This window comes from Sphingomonas sp. BK235, assembly GCF_004345855.1.
Classification (GTDB): domain Bacteria; phylum Pseudomonadota; class Alphaproteobacteria; order Sphingomonadales; family Sphingomonadaceae; genus Sphingomonas.
This window is the reverse complement of record NZ_SLXN01000003.1, coordinates 271,347-286,869: the sequence shown is the minus strand read 5'-3', so window position 1 is coordinate 286,869 and position 15,523 is coordinate 271,347. Positions and strand designations below refer to the sequence as shown.

The following is a 15,523-nucleotide window of genomic DNA, read 5'->3' as shown; positions in this document are numbered from 1 at the left end:
GTCTGGCGGGGTGATAGCCGCGGCCCCCGCGCTTTGCCAATCCCATTTTGCGGTGGCGCAGCGCGCCGGGTAGAGCAAGCGTCATGCGGATCGCCCTGTTCCAACCCGATATCGCCGGCAATGTCGGCACGCTGCTGCGGCTGGGCGCCTGCCTCGACGTCGCGGTCGACCTGATCGAGCCGATGGGCTTTCCCTGGGGCGAGCGCGCGCTGGCGCGCGCCGCGATGGACTATGCCGCGCACGTGCAGGTCCGGCGTCATGCCGACTGGGACGCTTTCCTCGCCACCGTGGCGGGCCGCGTCGTGCTCGCCACCACCGCGGGGGCGGTGCCGCTGTCCGCGGCACGCTTCGAGGCGGACGACGTGCTGCTGCTCGGCAGCGAGGGCGCCGGGGTGCCGGCGCCCGTCCACGACCGCGCCGACCTGCGCGTGCGCGTGCCGATGCGCGCCGGGCTGCGCTCGCTCAACGTGGCGATGGCGGGCGCGCTGATCCTCGGCGAGGCGCTGCGCCAGACCGGCGGGTGGGACAGATTGACCGATTGACCGCACGCGCTCCGCCGGGCGAGAGCATCTCCATGATATTGGACGAACAGCAGACCGCCGCCCGGACCTGGTTCGAGGAGCTGCGCGACCTGATCTGCGCCGAGTTCGAGGCGATCGAGCGCGAGGCCGGCTCCGACGCGCGCTTCGACTATCTGGCCTGGGACCGCGCCGACCCGAGCGGCGCCCCCGGCGGCGGCGGCGTGCGCGGCGTGATGAAGGGGCGCGTGTTCGAGAAGGTCGGGGTCAACGTCTCCACCGTCGGCGGCACGTTCGAGGGTGATTTCGCGCGCACGATCCACGGCGCGGGCGAGGACCCGCGCTTCTTCGCCACCGGCATCAGCCTGGTCGCGCACATGGCCAACCCGCACGTCCCCGCGGTGCACATGAACACGCGCTTCCTCGCCACCACCAAGCGCTGGTTCGGCGGCGGCGCCGATCTCAACCCGCCGCTGCCGATCGCGGAGGACACTGAGGACTTCCACGCCGCGCTGCGCGACGCCTGCGATCGCCACGATGCGGCGCACTATCCGCGCTTCAAGCAATGGGCGGACGATTATTTCTTCATCCCCCACCGCGGCGTCCACCGCGGCGTCGGCGGCATCTTCTACGACCATCTCGAGCGCGACTTCGCCGCCGACTTCGCCTTCACCCAGGATGTCGGCCGCGCCTTCCTCGACGTCTACCCGCGGATCGTGCGGCGGCGGATGCACCTGCCCTTCACCGACGCGGATGTCGCGCAGCAGCGCGAATGGCGCGGGCGCTACGCCGAGTTCAACCTCGTCTACGATCGTGGCACCCTGTTCGGGCTGAAGACCGGCGGCAACGTCGACGCGATCCTGATGAGCCTGCCGCCGGTGGCGACATGGGGCTGACCCACCTCCCCGCCGACCAGATCGCCACCGTGGTCACCTCGCTGGAGATGCGCCGCCGCCCGCCGCTGCGCCCCGTGCCCGATTCGCCGCTGCGGCTGGTGCGCTGGGCGCGGCCCGAGCCGGAGAAATATCGCGCGCTGTTCCGCCGCGTCGGCGCGCGCTGGCTGTGGTTCTCGCGGCTCGTGATGGACGATGCCGCGCTCACCGCGATCGTCCATGACACGCAGGTGCAGGTGTTCGCCGCGGTCGACCGCGCCGGCGTCGAGGTCGGCATGGTCGAGCTCGACTTCCGCTCGGCCGGCACCTGCGAGATCGGCTATTTCGCGCTGGTGCCCGAGCTGACCGGCCAGGGCCACGGCCGCTGGCTGATGGCGGAGACGCTCGCGCGCGCCTGGGCCGCGGGGGTGACGCGGGTGTGGCTCCACACCTGCACGCTCGACCATCCCTCGGCGCTCGGCTTCTACCGCGCGCAGGGCTTCACCCCGACGCGCCGCACGATCGAGACCTTCACCGACCCGCGCGTGACCGGCGCGCTGCCCGCCGACGCCGCGCCTCAGCTGCCCCTGCTCGCCCCGACGCGATAGACCACCACGCCGACCAGCACCGTCGCCACCGAGTAGATCGCGGGCACCAGCGCGAGCAAGGCATCGACCAGCGCGAGCAACACGGGATCGCCGCGCCCCGGCGCGCGCAGCGCCTCGTCCGCGAGCAGCAGCGGCGACACCGCGACCCATTGCGCCAGGAACAAGGTCACCAGCGCCCCGGTGATCGCCCAGTCGCGCCCGCGCGTCATCCGCCAGCTCAGCCGCAGCGCGGGCGCGGCGCGCAGCGCGGGGTGGCGCGCCAGTGCGGGCAGCGCCGCGATCAACCGCGCCTGGACGTATAGGCCGGGCAGCACCAGCAGCCACATGCCCAGCCCCACCGGCACCGCCACCGCCAGCGTCACCAGCGCGAACGACCACAATCGCGCCAACGCCTGGCCGAGCGCCTGGCCGACCGTGAGCCGGTCGGGATCGAGCAGCAGCAGCGCGATCGCCGCGATGCCGTACACCGCGATCAGATCGGCGACGACGTAGAACAAGGCGTTGGCCTGCCCCCATTGGCCCACCGCGGCGAGCCAGGCGCGCATCATGATCTCGTCGCGCGGCGCGGGCGGCAGCGGCGGCAGCGGGTCGCACAACAGCAGCGCGGCGAAGGCGGGCAGGAACACGAAGGGCGCCGCGAGGCTCACCACCAGCGCGCGATCGCGCCGGAACAGCCGCCACGCGACCGACAGCAACCCGGCGAAGGTGATCGTCATGCCGGCCGCGCCGCTTCCTCTTCGCGCGCGATCGCGGCGGCATAGAAGCGCGTGTAGAACACCGCCTGCACCACCGAACCCGCGGCGCTGATCAGCCCGCCCGCCGCCGCGACACCGAAGGCCACCGCGGCGCGCGCCTCGCTGCCCAGCGCGAGCCGCAGCGCGACCCCCACCACCGAATAGACCGCCATCGTCGCCACCAGCAGCAGCACGCCGCCGAGGATCAGCACGCCGATCAGCCGCAGCGCATGGCCGCGGCTGAGCGCGAAGCTGCGACGCAGCGCGCGCCAGCCGTGACGCTCGTTGACCACCACCGCGAACAGCGGCACCAGCCGCGCGCTGAGCCACAGCCCTACCGCCGCGGCGGCGAGCGCCACCAGCGCGGCGACCGCGAGCGGCCCGGGCGCGGCGCGCTGGACGTCGACCATCCCGGTGGCGGTCACGGTCGCCCCCGCCGCCGCCAGCGCCACCGCCGCGGGCATCACCAGCAGCGGCAGCGCCACCAGCAGCACCAGCAACAGGCCCAGCGCCGCGCCGAGCCGCCGCGCCGCGATGCGATAGGCCGCGGCCTGATCGACCGCGGGATCGCTCGCCACCGCGGTCAGCGCCAGCATGCCGTAGACCAACAGCACGATCGTCACGACGTTGAGCAGGCCGCGCACCAGCGCCATGCCCGGTCCGACACCCAGCACCATCCCGACCGCGCCGGCGAGCAGGCCGGGGAGAAAGAGCGTCGCGAACGCGATGCCCGCGAGGATCGCCGCGCGCCCCCGCAGCACGTCGACCGTGCGGTCCCACACCGTGCCCATGCTGATCATCGCGCCATCCCTTTCTGCCGCGCTGGCCTAGCGTTCCGCCGGCTTCTTGCCAACCGCGCCGCCGACGCACATGTGACCGCGATGCAGCAGCGCGCGCCGACGATCGCGGACGTGGAATGGCACGTCTCGCCGGGACTGACCCCCTATGAGGAGGCGCTCGCGACGATGGAGGCGCGCGCCGCGGCGGTGGCCGCCGGTACCGCGCGCGAGCTGATCTGGCTGGTCGAACACCCCCCCGTCTACACCGCGGGTACCAGCGCCGACCCGCGCGAGCTGGTCGATCCGCGCTTCCCGGTCGTGCCCGCGGGACGTGGCGGGCGCTACACCTATCACGGACCGGGGCAGCGCGTCGGCTATCTGATGCTCGATCTCAACCGGCGCGGCCGCGACGTGCGCTGCTTCGTCCACGCGCTGGAGGGCTGGTTGATCGCGGCGCTGGCCGAGCTCGGCGTCACCGCCTTCCGCGCGCCGGGCCGGATCGGGATCTGGACGCGCGACCGCGACGGCGCCGAGGCCAAGATCGGCGCGATCGGCATCCGCGTCCGCCGCTGGGTGACGCTGCACGGCTTCTCGATCAACCTCGCCCCCGATCTGTCGCACTTCGGCGGCATCGTGCCGTGCGGGCTCGCCGATTATCCCGTGACCAGTGCGGCGGCGCTGGGCGCACCGCATGATCATGCAACCTTCGACGCGGCCTTGGCGTTGACCGCCGACCCCTTTCTGAAAAGCCTGACTTGCGTCGGTGAAAACGAGGCTTGAGGGGGCGGTCATCTACGATTAATGTCCAAGCCGATTTGGGACAAGAAACGGCCGGATGGTCGCCAAATCCATAGTCTAGGGAGCAATTTCATGCGTGCAGTCATCACCAAGATCCTCGGCGGTTCGGCGCTCGCGGCAGCCGCTCTCGCCGTCTCGGCATGCGGTTCGAAGACCGAGACCAGCGAGAACACCATGATCACCGACATGAACGCCACCGAGGGCATGGACACCATGACCGACAACATGACCGCCGTCGACGGCGCGATGAACGGCGGCATGATGGCGAACGACACCATGGGCAACGACATGATGATGTCGAACATGTCGAACGCGATGTAATCTGCCGCATCAGGCGATTGTATTTGTGCAGGCCGTCCGGGCGACCGGGCGGCCTTCGCTTTATGTGGTGCCCGTCGACGTCGTTTCGTGGCGTCAACAAGTAGTGTGGGATCGCTGCATCGTAGCGCCAGAATGAATCATCCGTGCGACAGAATGTACTTGGGCCGTTTACCCAATTTGACGTAGAAGGGCGCCGCGGCCGTAGCCGCGACGAGGAGTGTTGGGGAATGCAGAAGGTGGGGATCGTCGGCGCGTGGGTGGCGCTGGCGGCTGGGGTGCTGGCGACGACGCCGGCGTCGGCGCAATTCTTCTTCAAGTCGAAGGATTTGCGCGGTCAACCGATCATCGGCAACGAGGATGGCATGGGGCATCCGCTGCCCGGCGCCACGCCCGCCGAGCTGCGCGCCGGGGTGGTGTGGAACATGCGCGCCGCGCTCAACGTCGCCGCGCTGCAATGCCAGTTCGAGCCGACGCTGCTGACGGTGCAGAACTACAACGCCATCCTCGCCGATCACCGCGCCGAGCTGGCCACGTCGTTCGACACGCTGGGCAAATATTTCACCCGTGTCGCCAAGACCAAGAAGGAAGGCCAGATCGCGCTCGACCAGTTCGGCACGCGCACCTATTCGGGCTTCGCGACGGTGGCGGCGCAGTTCAACTTCTGCGCCACCGCGGCCAGCATCGGGCGCGACGCGCTCTACGCGCCGCGCGGCGGCTTCGGCGAGGTCGCGATGGCGCGGATGCGCGAGCTGCGGAACAGCCTCAAGCCGTTCGGCGAACAGCAATTCCCCTCGCTCCAGGTCTTGCCGGCGACGCTGCCGCGCTTCGACGAAGCGTGCTGGAAGAAGCAGGAGTTCGTCGAGAAGAAATGCGGCACGCCGCTGACTCCCGTGGTCTACGCCGCGCGCTGACCGGCAAGGGCGCCGACCGCGGCGCCCTCGCACGCCCGCAACGATCCTCCCAGGCCGGGCCAGGCGCCGCCGCGTTTGCCGGCAGGCGTCGACCTGCGCCTCGGCCCGCCGAACGGCGACATCGGCATCAGCCATCGACAAGCCGATCTCGGCCATCACCAAGAAAAAGTCGCGCCTGACCGGCGCCTGGCCCCGACACGGCCCCTCGCGGCGATCACTCGCGCAAGATCTTGTCCGAACACAGCTTTTTAAACCGATCCGCTTTACTGGTTACGTTCCCATCCAAAAGGGATCAGATTGCCGGCGCGGCGTCTATCTCCACCGCACGCCTATAAGTCTCGACACGCGCACGCGAATCATACCGTCAAGCCATTGGTTTTTACCCGTTTGTTTCGTTTGCGGACTCGCTCGTACCTTACTGTTAACTCATCGTTATAGATAATCCTCCGCGGACGCTCCGATCAGCATTGCCGGATCGTCGCACCACTTTGGCAAACAGGAGGGATTTCTATGCGAAATCTTGTACTTGCTATCGCGCTCGCGGCGACCGCGACGGTCACCGCCGCGCCGGCGCTCGCCGCCACCGACCCGGTGACCGGCACGATCGGCGCCACGTTCAGCGATCCGCAGCCGGGGACGGGCGTCTCCACCGGCATCGGCAGCGACCATGTCACCTGGGGCACGCCGCTGGCCGGCTACAAGGCGAACGAGCTGAGCTTCCAGTCGAACACGCCCTTCTCCGCGCTGCTCGGCCAGCAGTTCAAGGTCGGCTCGATCTCTTACTATAACGGCACGATCCTCGACGGCACCGAGCTGACCGGGCTGACGCTCAACCTCGGGCTCAACTTCACCAATCCCGCGATCGGGCTGCTGGCGAAGAGCTTCGCGCTCGGCCTGTACAGCACGCCCAACACCGGCAGCGCGGACGCCAACGCGGATTACGTCTATCTGCCCTCGCTCCAGAGCATCAACAATTTCGTGGTCGACGGGCAGGCCTATCAGTTCGAGCTGCGCGGTTTCGACAATGTCCGCGGCGACGGCTACCTCAACTCCTCCGCGAGCGAGTTCCACGTCCGCGAGGGCCAGAGCGCGACCGCCGACGTCTTCGGCGTGCTCAGTGCGGTGCCCGAGCCCGGCACCTGGGCGATGATGCTGATCGGCTTCGCGATGATCGGCGTGGCGATGCGCTCGCGCCGGCGCGACATGCCGGCGGCCCTGGTCTGATCGAAAGTTAATGGCGCGCGGCTCGTCGGCGATACCGGCGGCCCGCACGCACGCACGCTCTCGTCAGCGTGGCACTTCGGCGGCGACCCAGCAGCGCCCGCAGGAGCACCGATCGATCAGGCTCTAGCGCAGCCCCAGCAATTTGTGCGTCTGGAGCGACAGGCGCCAGCGCGGACGCTCCATCACCAGCGCCATCGCCGCCGCGACGTTCGCCTCCCCCGCGGCATCGTCGAGCGGCTGGAGCAGGAAGTGGCGGAAGTTCCAGCCCTCCACCGTGTCGAGGTCGGTGCCGGGCTGCGGCCAGACGAGCTTCAGCTCATCGCCTGAGCGCTGCACCGTCTCGCTCCCGGCCTTGGGGCTGATGCACACCCAGTCGATACCGGGATGGACCGGCAGCGTGCCGTTGCTCTCGATCGCGATCTCGAACCCGGCGGCGTGGAGCGCGTCGATGAGGGCGTCGTCGACCTGGAGCATCGGCTCGCCCCCGGTCAGCACCACGAAGCGCCGCTCGCGCGCCGGACCCCAGACGCCCTCCGCCGCCGCTACCAGCGCCGTGGCGTCGGCGAACCGCCCGCCACCCGCGCCGTCGACGCCGACGAAATTGGTGTCGCAGAAGCGGCACACCGCGGTGGCGCGGTCCTGCTCGCGCCCGCTCCACAGGTTGCAGCCGGCGAAGCGCACGAACACCGCGCGCCGCCCCGCCTGCACGCCCTCGCCCTGGAGCGTCAGGAACATCTCCTTGACCGCGTAGCTCATCTCAATCGACCGGCGGGGTCACCGCATAGCCGGTCGGGTCGGGCACGCCGGCCTCGACGAAGCCCTTGTGGCGCAGCCGGCAGCTGTCGCAGCGCCCGCAGTGCAGCCCGCCGGGCGCGGGATCGTAGCACGACCAGCTCATCCCCATGTCGAGCCCAAGCCGCGCGCCCTCGCGCACGATATCGGCCTTGGTCATCTGCTGGAGCGGCGCCTGGAAGCGGAACGGCTGGCCCTCGACGCCCGCTTTGGTGGCGAGCTCGGCGAGCCGCTCATAGGCGGCGATGAACTCGGGGCGGCAGTCGGGATAGCCGGAGTAATCGAGCGCGTTGACGCCGAGATAGATGTCGCGCGCGCCCGCCGCCTCGGCCCAGCCGAGCGCCAGGCTGAGGAAGATCGTGTTGCGCGCGGGCACGTAGGTGACCGGGATGGAGCCGTCGACACCGTCCTTCGGCACGTCGATGTCGCGATCGGTCAGCGCCGAGCCGCCGAAGGCGGAGAGGTCGATCGGCAGCACGACGTGGCGCGCCGCGCCGAGCGCGTGCGCGATGCGCCGCGCGGCGGCGAGCTCGACCTGATGGCGCTGGTTATAGTCGATCGAGAGCGCGAACAGCGGGTGGCCCGCCTCGCGCGCGAGCGCGGCGGACACCAACGAGTCGAGCCCGCCCGAGACGAGCGCGACGGCGGGGGTCAATTGGGTCATGATGCGGCGCCAGCTAGGCCTTCGCGCGCGCGAGCGCAAGAAAAAGGGCCGCCCGAGGGCGGCCCGTGAGGAGCTTGAGCGGTCAAGCTAGGGAGAGAACGTGCCGCATGAACAGCACGGGGGCGCTTATGGAGGATGAGGGTTAAGATCGGGATAACGGCGATACTCTTCTTACTAAGCCGCGCTTTACCCCCCCGTTCGGCTCGAGTAGCGATCGAGCTTGTCGAGATCGCGTATCGAGAGCGCGCCACCCATGGCCCCTTCTCGATACGCCGTCTCGACAAGCTCGACGGCTACTCGAAGCGAACGGGTTAAAGTTTGGCGGCCCAGACGCCGCCCCTCACCCCACCAGCTCATCCGCGCGCACCGGGAAGCTGGTCGAGCAGAAGGCGCAGTCGACCGCGATCACGCCGCTCTCGTCCGCCATCGCCAGCCGCTCCTCCAGCGGGAAACGCGCCAGCACCGAGCGGATATACTCCACGTCGCAGCGGCAGCCCTTCACCAGCGCCTGTCCCGCGAGCACGCGCACCTCGGCCTCCTCGTTGAACAGCCGCCACACCAGGGTCTCGAGCGGCACGGCGGGATCGGCGAGCTCGTCCACGCCCATCGTCTGGCCGAGTGCCTCGACATGCTCCCACTCGGGATGGTCGAGCTTGGTGTGGAGCCGCTCGCGCCCCTCCTCGCCTTCGGGAAGGTGCTGGAGCAGCAGACCGCCCGCGACGCAGCGCCCGTCGGCGCCCTTGCGCAGGCCGACGCGCACCAGCGTCGGGATCTGCTCGGACTGGTAGAAATAGCTCTGCGCCGCCTCGCTCAGCGTGTCGCCATCGAGCGGGACGATGCCCTGATAGCGCTCGCCGGTGGTGGCGAGATCGAAGGTGATGGCGAGATAGCCCTTGCCGAAGAGCGCGAACAGCGACGGCTCTGCGGGCGCCTGGGCGAGCCGCTCGGCGTCATATTGGATGTAGCCGCGCACCTCGCCGCCGCGATAGTCGCACACCAGCAAGGTGACGACTCCCGCCTCGGTCTGCGTCTGCATGGTGAGCTGGCCCTGCGGGTCCTTGAGCGTGCTGCCGATCAGCGCGGTGAGCGTCAGCGCCTCGGCGAGCAGCTTCTCGATCGCGGGCGGATAAGCGTGCGCGGCGAGGATCGTGTCGAGCGTCGGCCCGAGCCTCACCACGCGGCCGCGCGCGTGCTGCGCGGGGATGGTGAAGCCGAGCGCGCGGTCGAGGTCGGGGGTGTGCGGATCGGTCAAGGCTGCCTCGTGCTGGCGGACGGTGGGACCGGCTCACCACCCTTTTCCGTCACCCCGGACTTGATCCGGGGTCCATCGTTCCGCAAACGCTGCGGCGGTAGCGTGCGTGGCACCATGGATGCCGGGTCGAGCCCGGCATGACGGAGAGAAGAGGCGGCGGTCGACTGCTGTCTATTTGGGAAGCCGCGCCACGCCGATCAACCGATCTGGCCGAAGCACCAGCGCAGCACCGATTTCTGCGCGTGGAGGCGGTTCTCCGCCTCCTGCCAGATCAGCGACTGCGGCCCGTCGATCACCTCGGGGGTGACCTCCTCGCCGCGGTGCGCGGGGAGGCAGTGGAGGAAGGCGGCGCCCGGCTTGGCCGCCGCCATCAGCGCGGTGTCGACCTGATAGGGCATCATCGCGCGCAGCTTGGTCTCGGCCTGCGCCTGGCCCATCGAGATCCAGGTGTCGGTGACGACCACGTCGGCGTCCGCCACCGCCTCGCGCGGGTCGGCGACGACGCGCGCGCGGCCCGAGGCGCGGACGATCGCCTCCTCCTCGGGCTGGAACCCCTGCGGGCACGCCGCGACCACGTCGAAGTGGAGCAGCGCCGCCGCCTCGACGATCGAGGCGAGCACGTTGTTGCCGTCGCCCAGCCACGCGACCTTGAGCCCCGGCAGCTGGCGCCCGCTCTCCACGATGGTGAGCAGGTCGGCCATGATCTGGCACGGGTGCGACTCATCGGTGAGGCCGTTGATCACGGGCACGCTGGCGTGCGCCGCCATCTCCTCCAGCTTGGCGTGATCGTCGGTGCGGATCATGATCGCGTCGACATAGCCCGACAGCACGCGCGCGGTGTCCGCCACCGTCTCGCCGCGGCCGAGCTGCATCTGCCCCGCCTCCATCACGATCGACTGGCCGCCGAGCTGGCGGATCGCCATGTCGAAGCTGACGCGGGTGCGCGTCGAGTTCTTCTCGAAGATCATCGCCAGCACGCGGCCGGCGAGCGGCGCGTCGGCGTCGGCGCGACCCTTGGGCCAGCCCGCGCGCGCCTGTTTGCGTTCGAGCGCGTCGGCCAGCATGGCGGCGATCGCGTCGCCGCCGGCGTCGCTGAGGCTCAGGAAATGGCGCATCTTATTCCTCCCCGGCACGGGGAGGGGGACCGCTCGCGTAGCGAGTGGTGGAGGGGGGGCCTCCACGAGCGCTACCTTGTGTGGAGATCCCCCTCCACCATGCTTCGCATCGTCCCCCTCCCCGCGCGCGGGGAGGATTGATCTCACTCGTCGGCCACCGGAACGTAGACCCGCGCGGCCTCGCTCAGCTTCTCGACGCACTCGGCGATGTGGCTCTCATCGATCACGAGTGGCGGCAGCACGCGGACGACGTTCTCGCCCGCCGCCACCAGCAGCAGCCCGTGATGGTCGCGGCAGTGCGCGACGAAGCGGCGGCTGTCGCTCTTCAGCTTGATGCCCAGCATCAGCCCGTGGCCGCGGACGTGATCGAACAGGTGATCGTGGTTGGGGATCAGCTGCTCCAGCGAGGCGCGCAGCCGCTCGCCCATCCTTGCCACGCGGTCGAGGAAACCCTCCTCCAGGATCACGTCGAGCACCGCCTCGCCCGCGGCCATCGCCAGCGGGTTGCCGCCATAGGTGGATCCGTGCGTGCCGAACACCATGCCCTTGGCTGCCTCGGCGGTGGCGAGACAGGCGCCTAGCGGGAAGCCGCCGCCGATGCCCTTGGCCACCGCCATGATGTCGGGCGTGATGCCGTACAGCTCGTGCGCGAAGAACTTGCCGGTGCGGCCATAGCCCGCCTGCACCTCGTCGAGCACCAGCAGCAGCCCGTGCTCGTCGCACGCCGCGCGCAGTCCGCGCAGGAACTCCTCCGACGCCGGGCGGATGCCGCCCTCGCCTTGGATCGGCTCGACCAGGAAGCCGGCGGTATGCTCGTCGATCAGAGCGAGCGCGCCCGCCAGATCGTTGAACGTCGCATACTTGAAACCGGGCAGCAGCGGCTCGAAGCCGTCGCGCATCTTGGCCTGGTTGGTCGCCGAGATCGCGCCGAGCGTGCGGCCGTGGAAGGCGGTGTCGAAGGTGATCAGGTCGTGCCGCTGCGGGTTGCCGTTGGCGTAGTGATAGCGCCGCGCGGTCTTGATCGCGCACTCCACCGCCTCGGCGCCCGAGTTGGTGAAGAACACCGTATCGGCGAAAGTGTGGTCGACCAGCCGCTGCGCGAGATGCTCGCCCTGCGGGCTGCCATAGAGGTTGCTGGTGTGCATCAGCGTCGCGGCCTGATCCGCGATCGCCTTGACCAGCTTGGGATGGCCGTGGCCGAGCGCGTTCACCGCGATGCCGCTGGCGAAGTCGAGATAGCGCTCACCGTCCTCGCCGAAGAGATAGACGCCCTCGCCTCGCACCGGGCGCACGCCGCACCGCGGATAGACGGGCATCAGCGCTGGGGTGGACGACACGGGGCCTTCTCCTCGGAAAGAACAAGGGCGGCCCGACCGGACCGCCCCGGCCGGTCTTCTACGGTGGCCCGCCGCGGCGGGTCAACACCGCGCGCGAGGGCGCTTGCGCCGACGCGGCGATTGCGCTCGTGCCGCGACTATCCCACATAGGGAAGTAACACACCATTTGGGGAATCCATGGCCGATCCATATGCGACGCTGGGCGTGGCGCGCGGCGCCAGCGAGGCGGACATCAAGAAAGCCTATCGCAAGCTCGCCAAGGAGCTGCATCCCGACCGCAACCAGGGCAATCCCAAGGCGGCGGAGCGGTTCGGCCAGGTGACCTCGGCCTATGACCTGCTGACCGACAAGGACAAGCGCGCGCGCTACGATCGCGGCGAGATCGACGGCGACGGCAATCCCGCCTCGCCCTTCGGCTATGGCGCCGGCGGCGCGCGCCCGGGCGGCGCGGGCGGCTTCCGCTCGCAGCAGTTCGACATGGGTGGCGGCGACGCGCCCGACATGTCCGATATCTTCGAGGGTCTGTTCGGCGGGCGCGGCGGCGGCGGGGGCGGCTTCGCCAGCGGTTTCGGCCGGCGCAACGCCGGTCCGCCGCCCAAGGGCGGCAACGTCGCCTATCGCCTCCAGGTGCCCTTTGCCGACGCCGCCGCGCTCGCGCCGCAGCGCGTGACCCTGGCCGACGGCAGCACGATCGATCTCAAGCTGCCCGCCGGGGTCGACACCGGCACGCAGATGCGTCTCTCCGGCAAGGGCGATCCCGGTGCCGGCGGTCCCGGCGACGCGATCGTGACGATCGAGATCCAGCCGCACCGCTTCTTCACGCGCGAGGGCGACGACGTCCGGCTCGACCTGCCCGTCTCGCTCAAGGAGGCGGTGGAGGGCGGCGCGGTCAAGGTGCCGACCGTCGACAAGCCGGTGATGCTCACCGTGCCCGCCGGCTCGACCTCGGGCAAGACGTTGCGCCTCAAGGGCAAGGGTTTCCACCGCAAGGCCGGCGGTCGGGGCGACCAGCTCGTTCGCCTGGTGATCGACGTGCCCGCCGACGACGCCGCGCTGAAGTCGTTCGTGGCGGGCTGGACCGGCGGGGGGAACCCGCGCGCGAACATGGGAGTCTGATGTGGGTGAAGGACGCCCCTCCCTCGCTCACGCCTGAGGATCGCGCGCGCCATCACGGTGCCGCGCGGCGGCGTCTCGACCGCCGGCTCGCGCACCTCCGCCCCGGCAGCTACAGCTGGGAGGTGCTCAAGCGCGCCGCGATCGGCGTCTACACCGATGGGTTCATCCACGCCGGCAACCTCGCCTATCTGGCGCTGATGACGGTGTTCCCCTTCTTCATCGTCGCCACCGCCATCGCCTCGCTGTTCGGCCAGACCGACGAGGTGCAGCGCGGCGTCGCCAGCTTCCTGTCGGTGCTGCCGCGCGACGTCGGCGCGATCCTGCGCGAGCCGATCCGCAACGTGCTCCAGGCGCGCACCGGCTCGCTGCTGTGGTTCGGCGCGCTGGTGGGATTGTGGACGGTCGGCAGCTTCGCCGAGACGATCCGCGACATCTTCCGCCGCGCCTATGGCACGCGCTCGTCACAGTCGCTGTGGCGCGCGCGGCTGGGGCTCAGCATCGCGATCATCGGCTCGGTGGTGATCGCGCTCTTCTCCTTCCTGGTGCAGGGGCTGCTGATCGCCGCCGAGCAGTTCATCTATCGTCTGCTGCCGCTGGCGCAGCATGTCGCGGAGTGGCTCAACCTCGCGCGGCTGGTCCCCGCCGCGGTGATGTTCGGCGCGCTCTACATGCTGTTCTACTCGGTCACGCCGGGGCGCTATCGCCGCAGCGACAGCAGGAAATGGCCGGGCGCCTTGTTCACGACGCTCTGGTGGGTCAGCATGACCGCGGGGCTGCCCTGGGCGCTGTCCCAGCTGGGCGGCTATGATCTCACTTATGGCAGCCTCGCCGGGGTGGTGGTGATGCTGCTGTTCTTCTATCTCATCGGACTGGGGCTGGTGTTCGGCGCCCACCTCAACGCGGCACTGGCGGACCCGCCCGATGCGGTTGTAGAGGGGGCGGAACAAGGTGAATGATGACACAGGGTAAGGGCGTGAACGCATTGATGGCAGGCAAGCGCGGGCTCATCATGGGGCTCGCCAACGACAAGTCCCTCGCCTGGGGCATCGCCAAGCAGCTCAGCGAGGCCGGCGCCGAGCTGGCCTTCTCCTACCAGGGCGCGGCGATGGAGAAGCGCGTGCGCCCGCTCGCCGAGCAGCTCGGCGTGGCGCGGCTGTTCGACTGCGACGTGGCCGACATGGCCGCGCTGGACGACACCTTCGCCGCGCTGGCGCGCGAATGGCCGACGATCGACTTCATCGTCCACGCCATCGGCTTCTCCGACAAGTCGCAGCTGCGCGGTCGCTATTACGACACCACGCTCGACAATTTCCTCATGACGATGAACGTCTCGGCCTATTCGCTGGTGGCGGTGGCGCAGCGCGCGCGCCGGATGATGCCCGAGGGCGGCGCGATCCTGACGCTGACCTATTACGGCGCCGAGAAGGTGATCCCGCACTATAACGTGATGGGCGTCGCCAAGGCCGCGCTGGAGACGAGCGTCAAATATCTCGCGGTCGATCTCGGGCCGGAGAATATCCGGATCAACGCGATCTCGGCGGGACCGATCCAGACGCTGGCGGCGCGCGGCATCGGCGACTTCAACTATATCCTCAAGTGGAACGAGCTCAACGCACCGCTGCGCCGCACCGTCTCGATCGAGGAGGTCGGCGGCGCGGGTCTGTATCTGCTCAGCTCGCTCGCCAGCGGCGTCACCGGCGAGATCCACCATGTCGACGCGGGCTATAACGTCATCGGCATGAAGGCGGAGGACGCGCCGGACATCGCGCTTGCCTGACGCGGCCGAGCTGATCGTCCGCCCCGCGCGCGGCGAGGACGTGGCGGGGATCGACGCGCTGCTGCGCACCTGTTTCGCGCGCGCCGACGAGGCCGATCTGGTGCGGCGGCTGTGCGTCGACGGCGCGATGGTGCTGATGATGGCGGCGGTCGACGGCGCCACCGGCGCGATCGTCGGTGCGGTGGCATTCAGCCGCATGGCCGTGACGGTGAACGACCGCGCCGTGCCCGCGGTGGCGCTGGCGCCGCTCGCGGTGGCGCCGGCCTATCGCCGCCGCGGTGTGGGCGAGGCGCTGGTGCAGGCGGGACTCGAGCGGCTCGAGGCCGAGCGGGTGGTGCTGTGCTTCGTGCTGGGCGACGCGGCTTACTATCGGCGCTTCGGCTTCCACGAGGATTATGCGGCCAATTTCGTCTCGCCCTATGCCGGCGAGCATCTGCTGGCGCTGCCGCTGCAGGGCGGGCTGATGCCGTGCGGCGTCCGCGGCGACGCACGCCACGCCGATGCCTTCGCGGTGCTGGGCGAGGGGTGAGAGGGGCGCCACGCTGCCATTCGCCGTTCCCCGGCGAAGGCCGGAGCCCAGTTGGAGAACGCAGCTGGGTCTCACGACCGTCGTTCCACCTGGGCCCCGGCCTTCCCCGGGGAACAAGAGAAAGCTGAGAGAGCGCGCTCTGCTGCTGGCCCAACGGAGGCGGCGGTCGAGGTGGG

The 15,523-nt window shown here is 69.9% G+C and carries 18 protein-coding genes; 11 read left to right on the top strand and 7 right to left on the bottom strand.

Features of this window, described 5'->3' with window-relative positions:
• Nucleotides 1–83 precede the first annotated feature (83 nt).
• Genes EV292_RS10255 through EV292_RS10245 form a run of 3 tightly spaced genes read left to right on the top strand, consistent with a single transcriptional unit; the run spans nt 84 to nt 1,998 of the window.
• Nucleotides 84–542 carry a tRNA (cytidine(34)-2'-O)-methyltransferase gene (locus EV292_RS10255; protein ID WP_132909106.1) on the top strand — a complete coding sequence of 153 codons (459 nt, stop codon included), beginning with the start codon at nt 84–86 and terminating at the stop codon, nt 540–542.
• Between the two features lie 32 nt (nt 543–574).
• Complete coding sequence (hemF, locus tag EV292_RS10250; protein ID WP_207913396.1) at nt 575–1,414, top strand: oxygen-dependent coproporphyrinogen oxidase; 840 nt, start codon at nt 575–577, stop codon at nt 1,412–1,414.
• Entirely contained in the window at nt 1,405–1,998 is a 594-nt protein-coding gene (locus tag EV292_RS10245; RefSeq protein ID WP_132909105.1) for a GNAT family N-acetyltransferase, read from the top strand. The genes hemF and EV292_RS10245 overlap by 10 nt, the downstream gene beginning before the upstream one ends.
• On the opposite strand, the gene EV292_RS10240 is transcribed toward EV292_RS10245, so the two are convergent.
• Both EV292_RS10240 and EV292_RS10235 read right to left on the bottom strand, forming a co-directional pair.
• On the bottom strand, nt 1,968–2,714 hold the full coding sequence (locus tag EV292_RS10240) for a hypothetical protein (RefSeq protein WP_132909104.1): 747 nt from the start codon (nt 2,712–2,714) through the stop codon (nt 1,968–1,970). The genes EV292_RS10245 and EV292_RS10240 overlap by 31 nt on opposite strands.
• Nucleotides 2,711–3,532: a hypothetical protein gene (locus EV292_RS10235; RefSeq protein ID WP_132909103.1), complete on the bottom strand. Its 822-nt coding sequence runs from the start codon at nt 3,530–3,532 to the stop codon at nt 2,711–2,713. The genes EV292_RS10240 and EV292_RS10235 overlap by 4 nt, the downstream gene beginning before the upstream one ends.
• 81 nt (nt 3,533–3,613) lie before the next feature.
• Here EV292_RS10235 and lipB point away from each other — a divergent pair, with 81 nt between their 5' ends.
• The 4 genes from lipB (at nt 3,614) to EV292_RS10215 (ending at nt 6,765) form a co-directional block, all read left to right on the top strand.
• Nucleotides 3,614–4,291 (top strand): lipoyl(octanoyl) transferase LipB, encoded by a 678-nt coding sequence (lipB, locus tag EV292_RS10230; protein ID WP_132909102.1) that lies wholly within the window; start codon nt 3,614–3,616, stop codon nt 4,289–4,291.
• 90 nt (nt 4,292–4,381) lie between these two features.
• Nucleotides 4,382–4,630, top strand: a complete 249-nt coding sequence (locus EV292_RS10225; RefSeq protein WP_132909422.1) for a hypothetical protein — start codon at nt 4,382–4,384, stop codon at nt 4,628–4,630.
• A gap of 227 nt (nt 4,631–4,857) precedes the next feature.
• Nucleotides 4,858–5,541 carry a hypothetical protein gene (locus tag EV292_RS10220; RefSeq protein WP_132909101.1) on the top strand — a complete coding sequence of 228 codons (684 nt, stop codon included), beginning with the start codon at nt 4,858–4,860 and terminating at the stop codon, nt 5,539–5,541.
• A 510-nt stretch (nt 5,542–6,051) separates the two neighbouring features.
• Nucleotides 6,052–6,765 carry a choice-of-anchor K domain-containing protein gene (locus EV292_RS10215; protein ID WP_132909100.1) on the top strand — a complete coding sequence of 238 codons (714 nt, stop codon included), beginning with the start codon at nt 6,052–6,054 and terminating at the stop codon, nt 6,763–6,765.
• A gap of 123 nt (nt 6,766–6,888) precedes the next feature.
• Here the strand turns inward: EV292_RS10215 and queE are convergent, their stop codons facing one another.
• The 5 genes from queE to EV292_RS10190 form a co-directional block, all read right to left on the bottom strand.
• A complete protein-coding gene (queE, locus tag EV292_RS10210) occupies nt 6,889–7,521 on the bottom strand; it encodes a 7-carboxy-7-deazaguanine synthase (protein WP_132909099.1) in 633 nt (210 codons plus the stop codon).
• A 1-nt stretch (nt 7,522) separates the two neighbouring features.
• Entirely contained in the window at nt 7,523–8,221 is a 699-nt protein-coding gene (queC, locus tag EV292_RS10205) for a 7-cyano-7-deazaguanine synthase QueC (RefSeq protein ID WP_132909098.1), read from the bottom strand.
• Between the two features lie 340 nt (nt 8,222–8,561).
• Nucleotides 8,562–9,473 carry an Hsp33 family molecular chaperone HslO gene (locus tag EV292_RS10200; RefSeq protein ID WP_132909097.1) on the bottom strand — a complete coding sequence of 304 codons (912 nt, stop codon included), beginning with the start codon at nt 9,471–9,473 and terminating at the stop codon, nt 8,562–8,564.
• 197 nt (nt 9,474–9,670) lie between these two features.
• Entirely contained in the window at nt 9,671–10,588 is a 918-nt protein-coding gene (gene argF, locus EV292_RS10195) for an ornithine carbamoyltransferase (protein ID WP_132909096.1), read from the bottom strand.
• 143 nt (nt 10,589–10,731) lie between these two features.
• Nucleotides 10,732–11,925, bottom strand: a complete 1,194-nt coding sequence (locus tag EV292_RS10190) for an aspartate aminotransferase family protein (RefSeq protein ID WP_132909095.1) — start codon at nt 11,923–11,925, stop codon at nt 10,732–10,734.
• Between the two features lie 177 nt (nt 11,926–12,102).
• On the opposite strand from EV292_RS10190, the gene EV292_RS10185 reads away from it, so the two are divergent.
• From EV292_RS10185 to EV292_RS10170, 4 genes are read left to right on the top strand one after another with little or no spacing between them, the layout of a single operon-like run.
• Nucleotides 12,103–13,041, top strand: a complete 939-nt coding sequence (locus EV292_RS10185) for a DnaJ C-terminal domain-containing protein (protein WP_132909094.1) — start codon at nt 12,103–12,105, stop codon at nt 13,039–13,041.
• Nucleotides 13,041–13,997 (top strand): YihY/virulence factor BrkB family protein, encoded by a 957-nt coding sequence (locus EV292_RS10180; protein WP_132909093.1) that lies wholly within the window; start codon nt 13,041–13,043, stop codon nt 13,995–13,997. The genes EV292_RS10185 and EV292_RS10180 overlap by 1 nt, the downstream gene beginning before the upstream one ends.
• A 29-nt stretch (nt 13,998–14,026) precedes the next feature.
• A complete protein-coding gene (gene fabI / locus EV292_RS10175; protein WP_132909092.1) occupies nt 14,027–14,818 on the top strand; it encodes an enoyl-ACP reductase FabI in 792 nt (263 codons plus the stop codon).
• Nucleotides 14,811–15,347 carry an N-acetyltransferase gene (locus EV292_RS10170; RefSeq protein ID WP_132909091.1) on the top strand — a complete coding sequence of 179 codons (537 nt, stop codon included), beginning with the start codon at nt 14,811–14,813 and terminating at the stop codon, nt 15,345–15,347. The genes fabI and EV292_RS10170 overlap by 8 nt, the downstream gene beginning before the upstream one ends.
• Nucleotides 15,348–15,523 lie beyond the last annotated feature (176 nt).

Coding starts and splice junctions, on each gene's coding strand:
- EV292_RS10255 (WP_132909106.1), top strand. CDS start 84: ATGCGGATCGCCCTGTTCCAACCCGATATCGCCGGCAATGTCGGCACG.
- hemF (WP_207913396.1), top strand. CDS start 575: ATGATATTGGACGAACAGCAGACCGCCGCCCGGACCTGGTTCGAGGAG.
- EV292_RS10245 (WP_132909105.1), top strand. CDS start 1,405: ATGGGGCTGACCCACCTCCCCGCCGACCAGATCGCCACCGTGGTCACC.
- EV292_RS10240 (WP_132909104.1), bottom strand. CDS start 2,714: ATGACGATCACCTTCGCCGGGTTGCTGTCGGTCGCGTGGCGGCTGTTC.
- EV292_RS10235 (WP_132909103.1), bottom strand. CDS start 3,532: ATGATCAGCATGGGCACGGTGTGGGACCGCACGGTCGACGTGCTGCGG.
- lipB (WP_132909102.1), top strand. CDS start 3,614: ATGCAGCAGCGCGCGCCGACGATCGCGGACGTGGAATGGCACGTCTCG.
- EV292_RS10225 (WP_132909422.1), top strand. CDS start 4,382: ATGCGTGCAGTCATCACCAAGATCCTCGGCGGTTCGGCGCTCGCGGCA.
- EV292_RS10220 (WP_132909101.1), top strand. CDS start 4,858: ATGCAGAAGGTGGGGATCGTCGGCGCGTGGGTGGCGCTGGCGGCTGGG.
- EV292_RS10215 (WP_132909100.1), top strand. CDS start 6,052: ATGCGAAATCTTGTACTTGCTATCGCGCTCGCGGCGACCGCGACGGTC.
- queE (WP_132909099.1), bottom strand. CDS start 7,521: ATGAGCTACGCGGTCAAGGAGATGTTCCTGACGCTCCAGGGCGAGGGC.
- queC (WP_132909098.1), bottom strand. CDS start 8,221: ATGACCCAATTGACCCCCGCCGTCGCGCTCGTCTCGGGCGGGCTCGAC.
- argF (WP_132909096.1), bottom strand. CDS start 10,588: ATGCGCCATTTCCTGAGCCTCAGCGACGCCGGCGGCGACGCGATCGCC.
- EV292_RS10185 (WP_132909094.1), top strand. CDS start 12,103: ATGGCCGATCCATATGCGACGCTGGGCGTGGCGCGCGGCGCCAGCGAG.
- EV292_RS10180 (WP_132909093.1), top strand. CDS start 13,041: ATGTGGGTGAAGGACGCCCCTCCCTCGCTCACGCCTGAGGATCGCGCG.
- fabI (WP_132909092.1), top strand. CDS start 14,027: ATGGCAGGCAAGCGCGGGCTCATCATGGGGCTCGCCAACGACAAGTCC.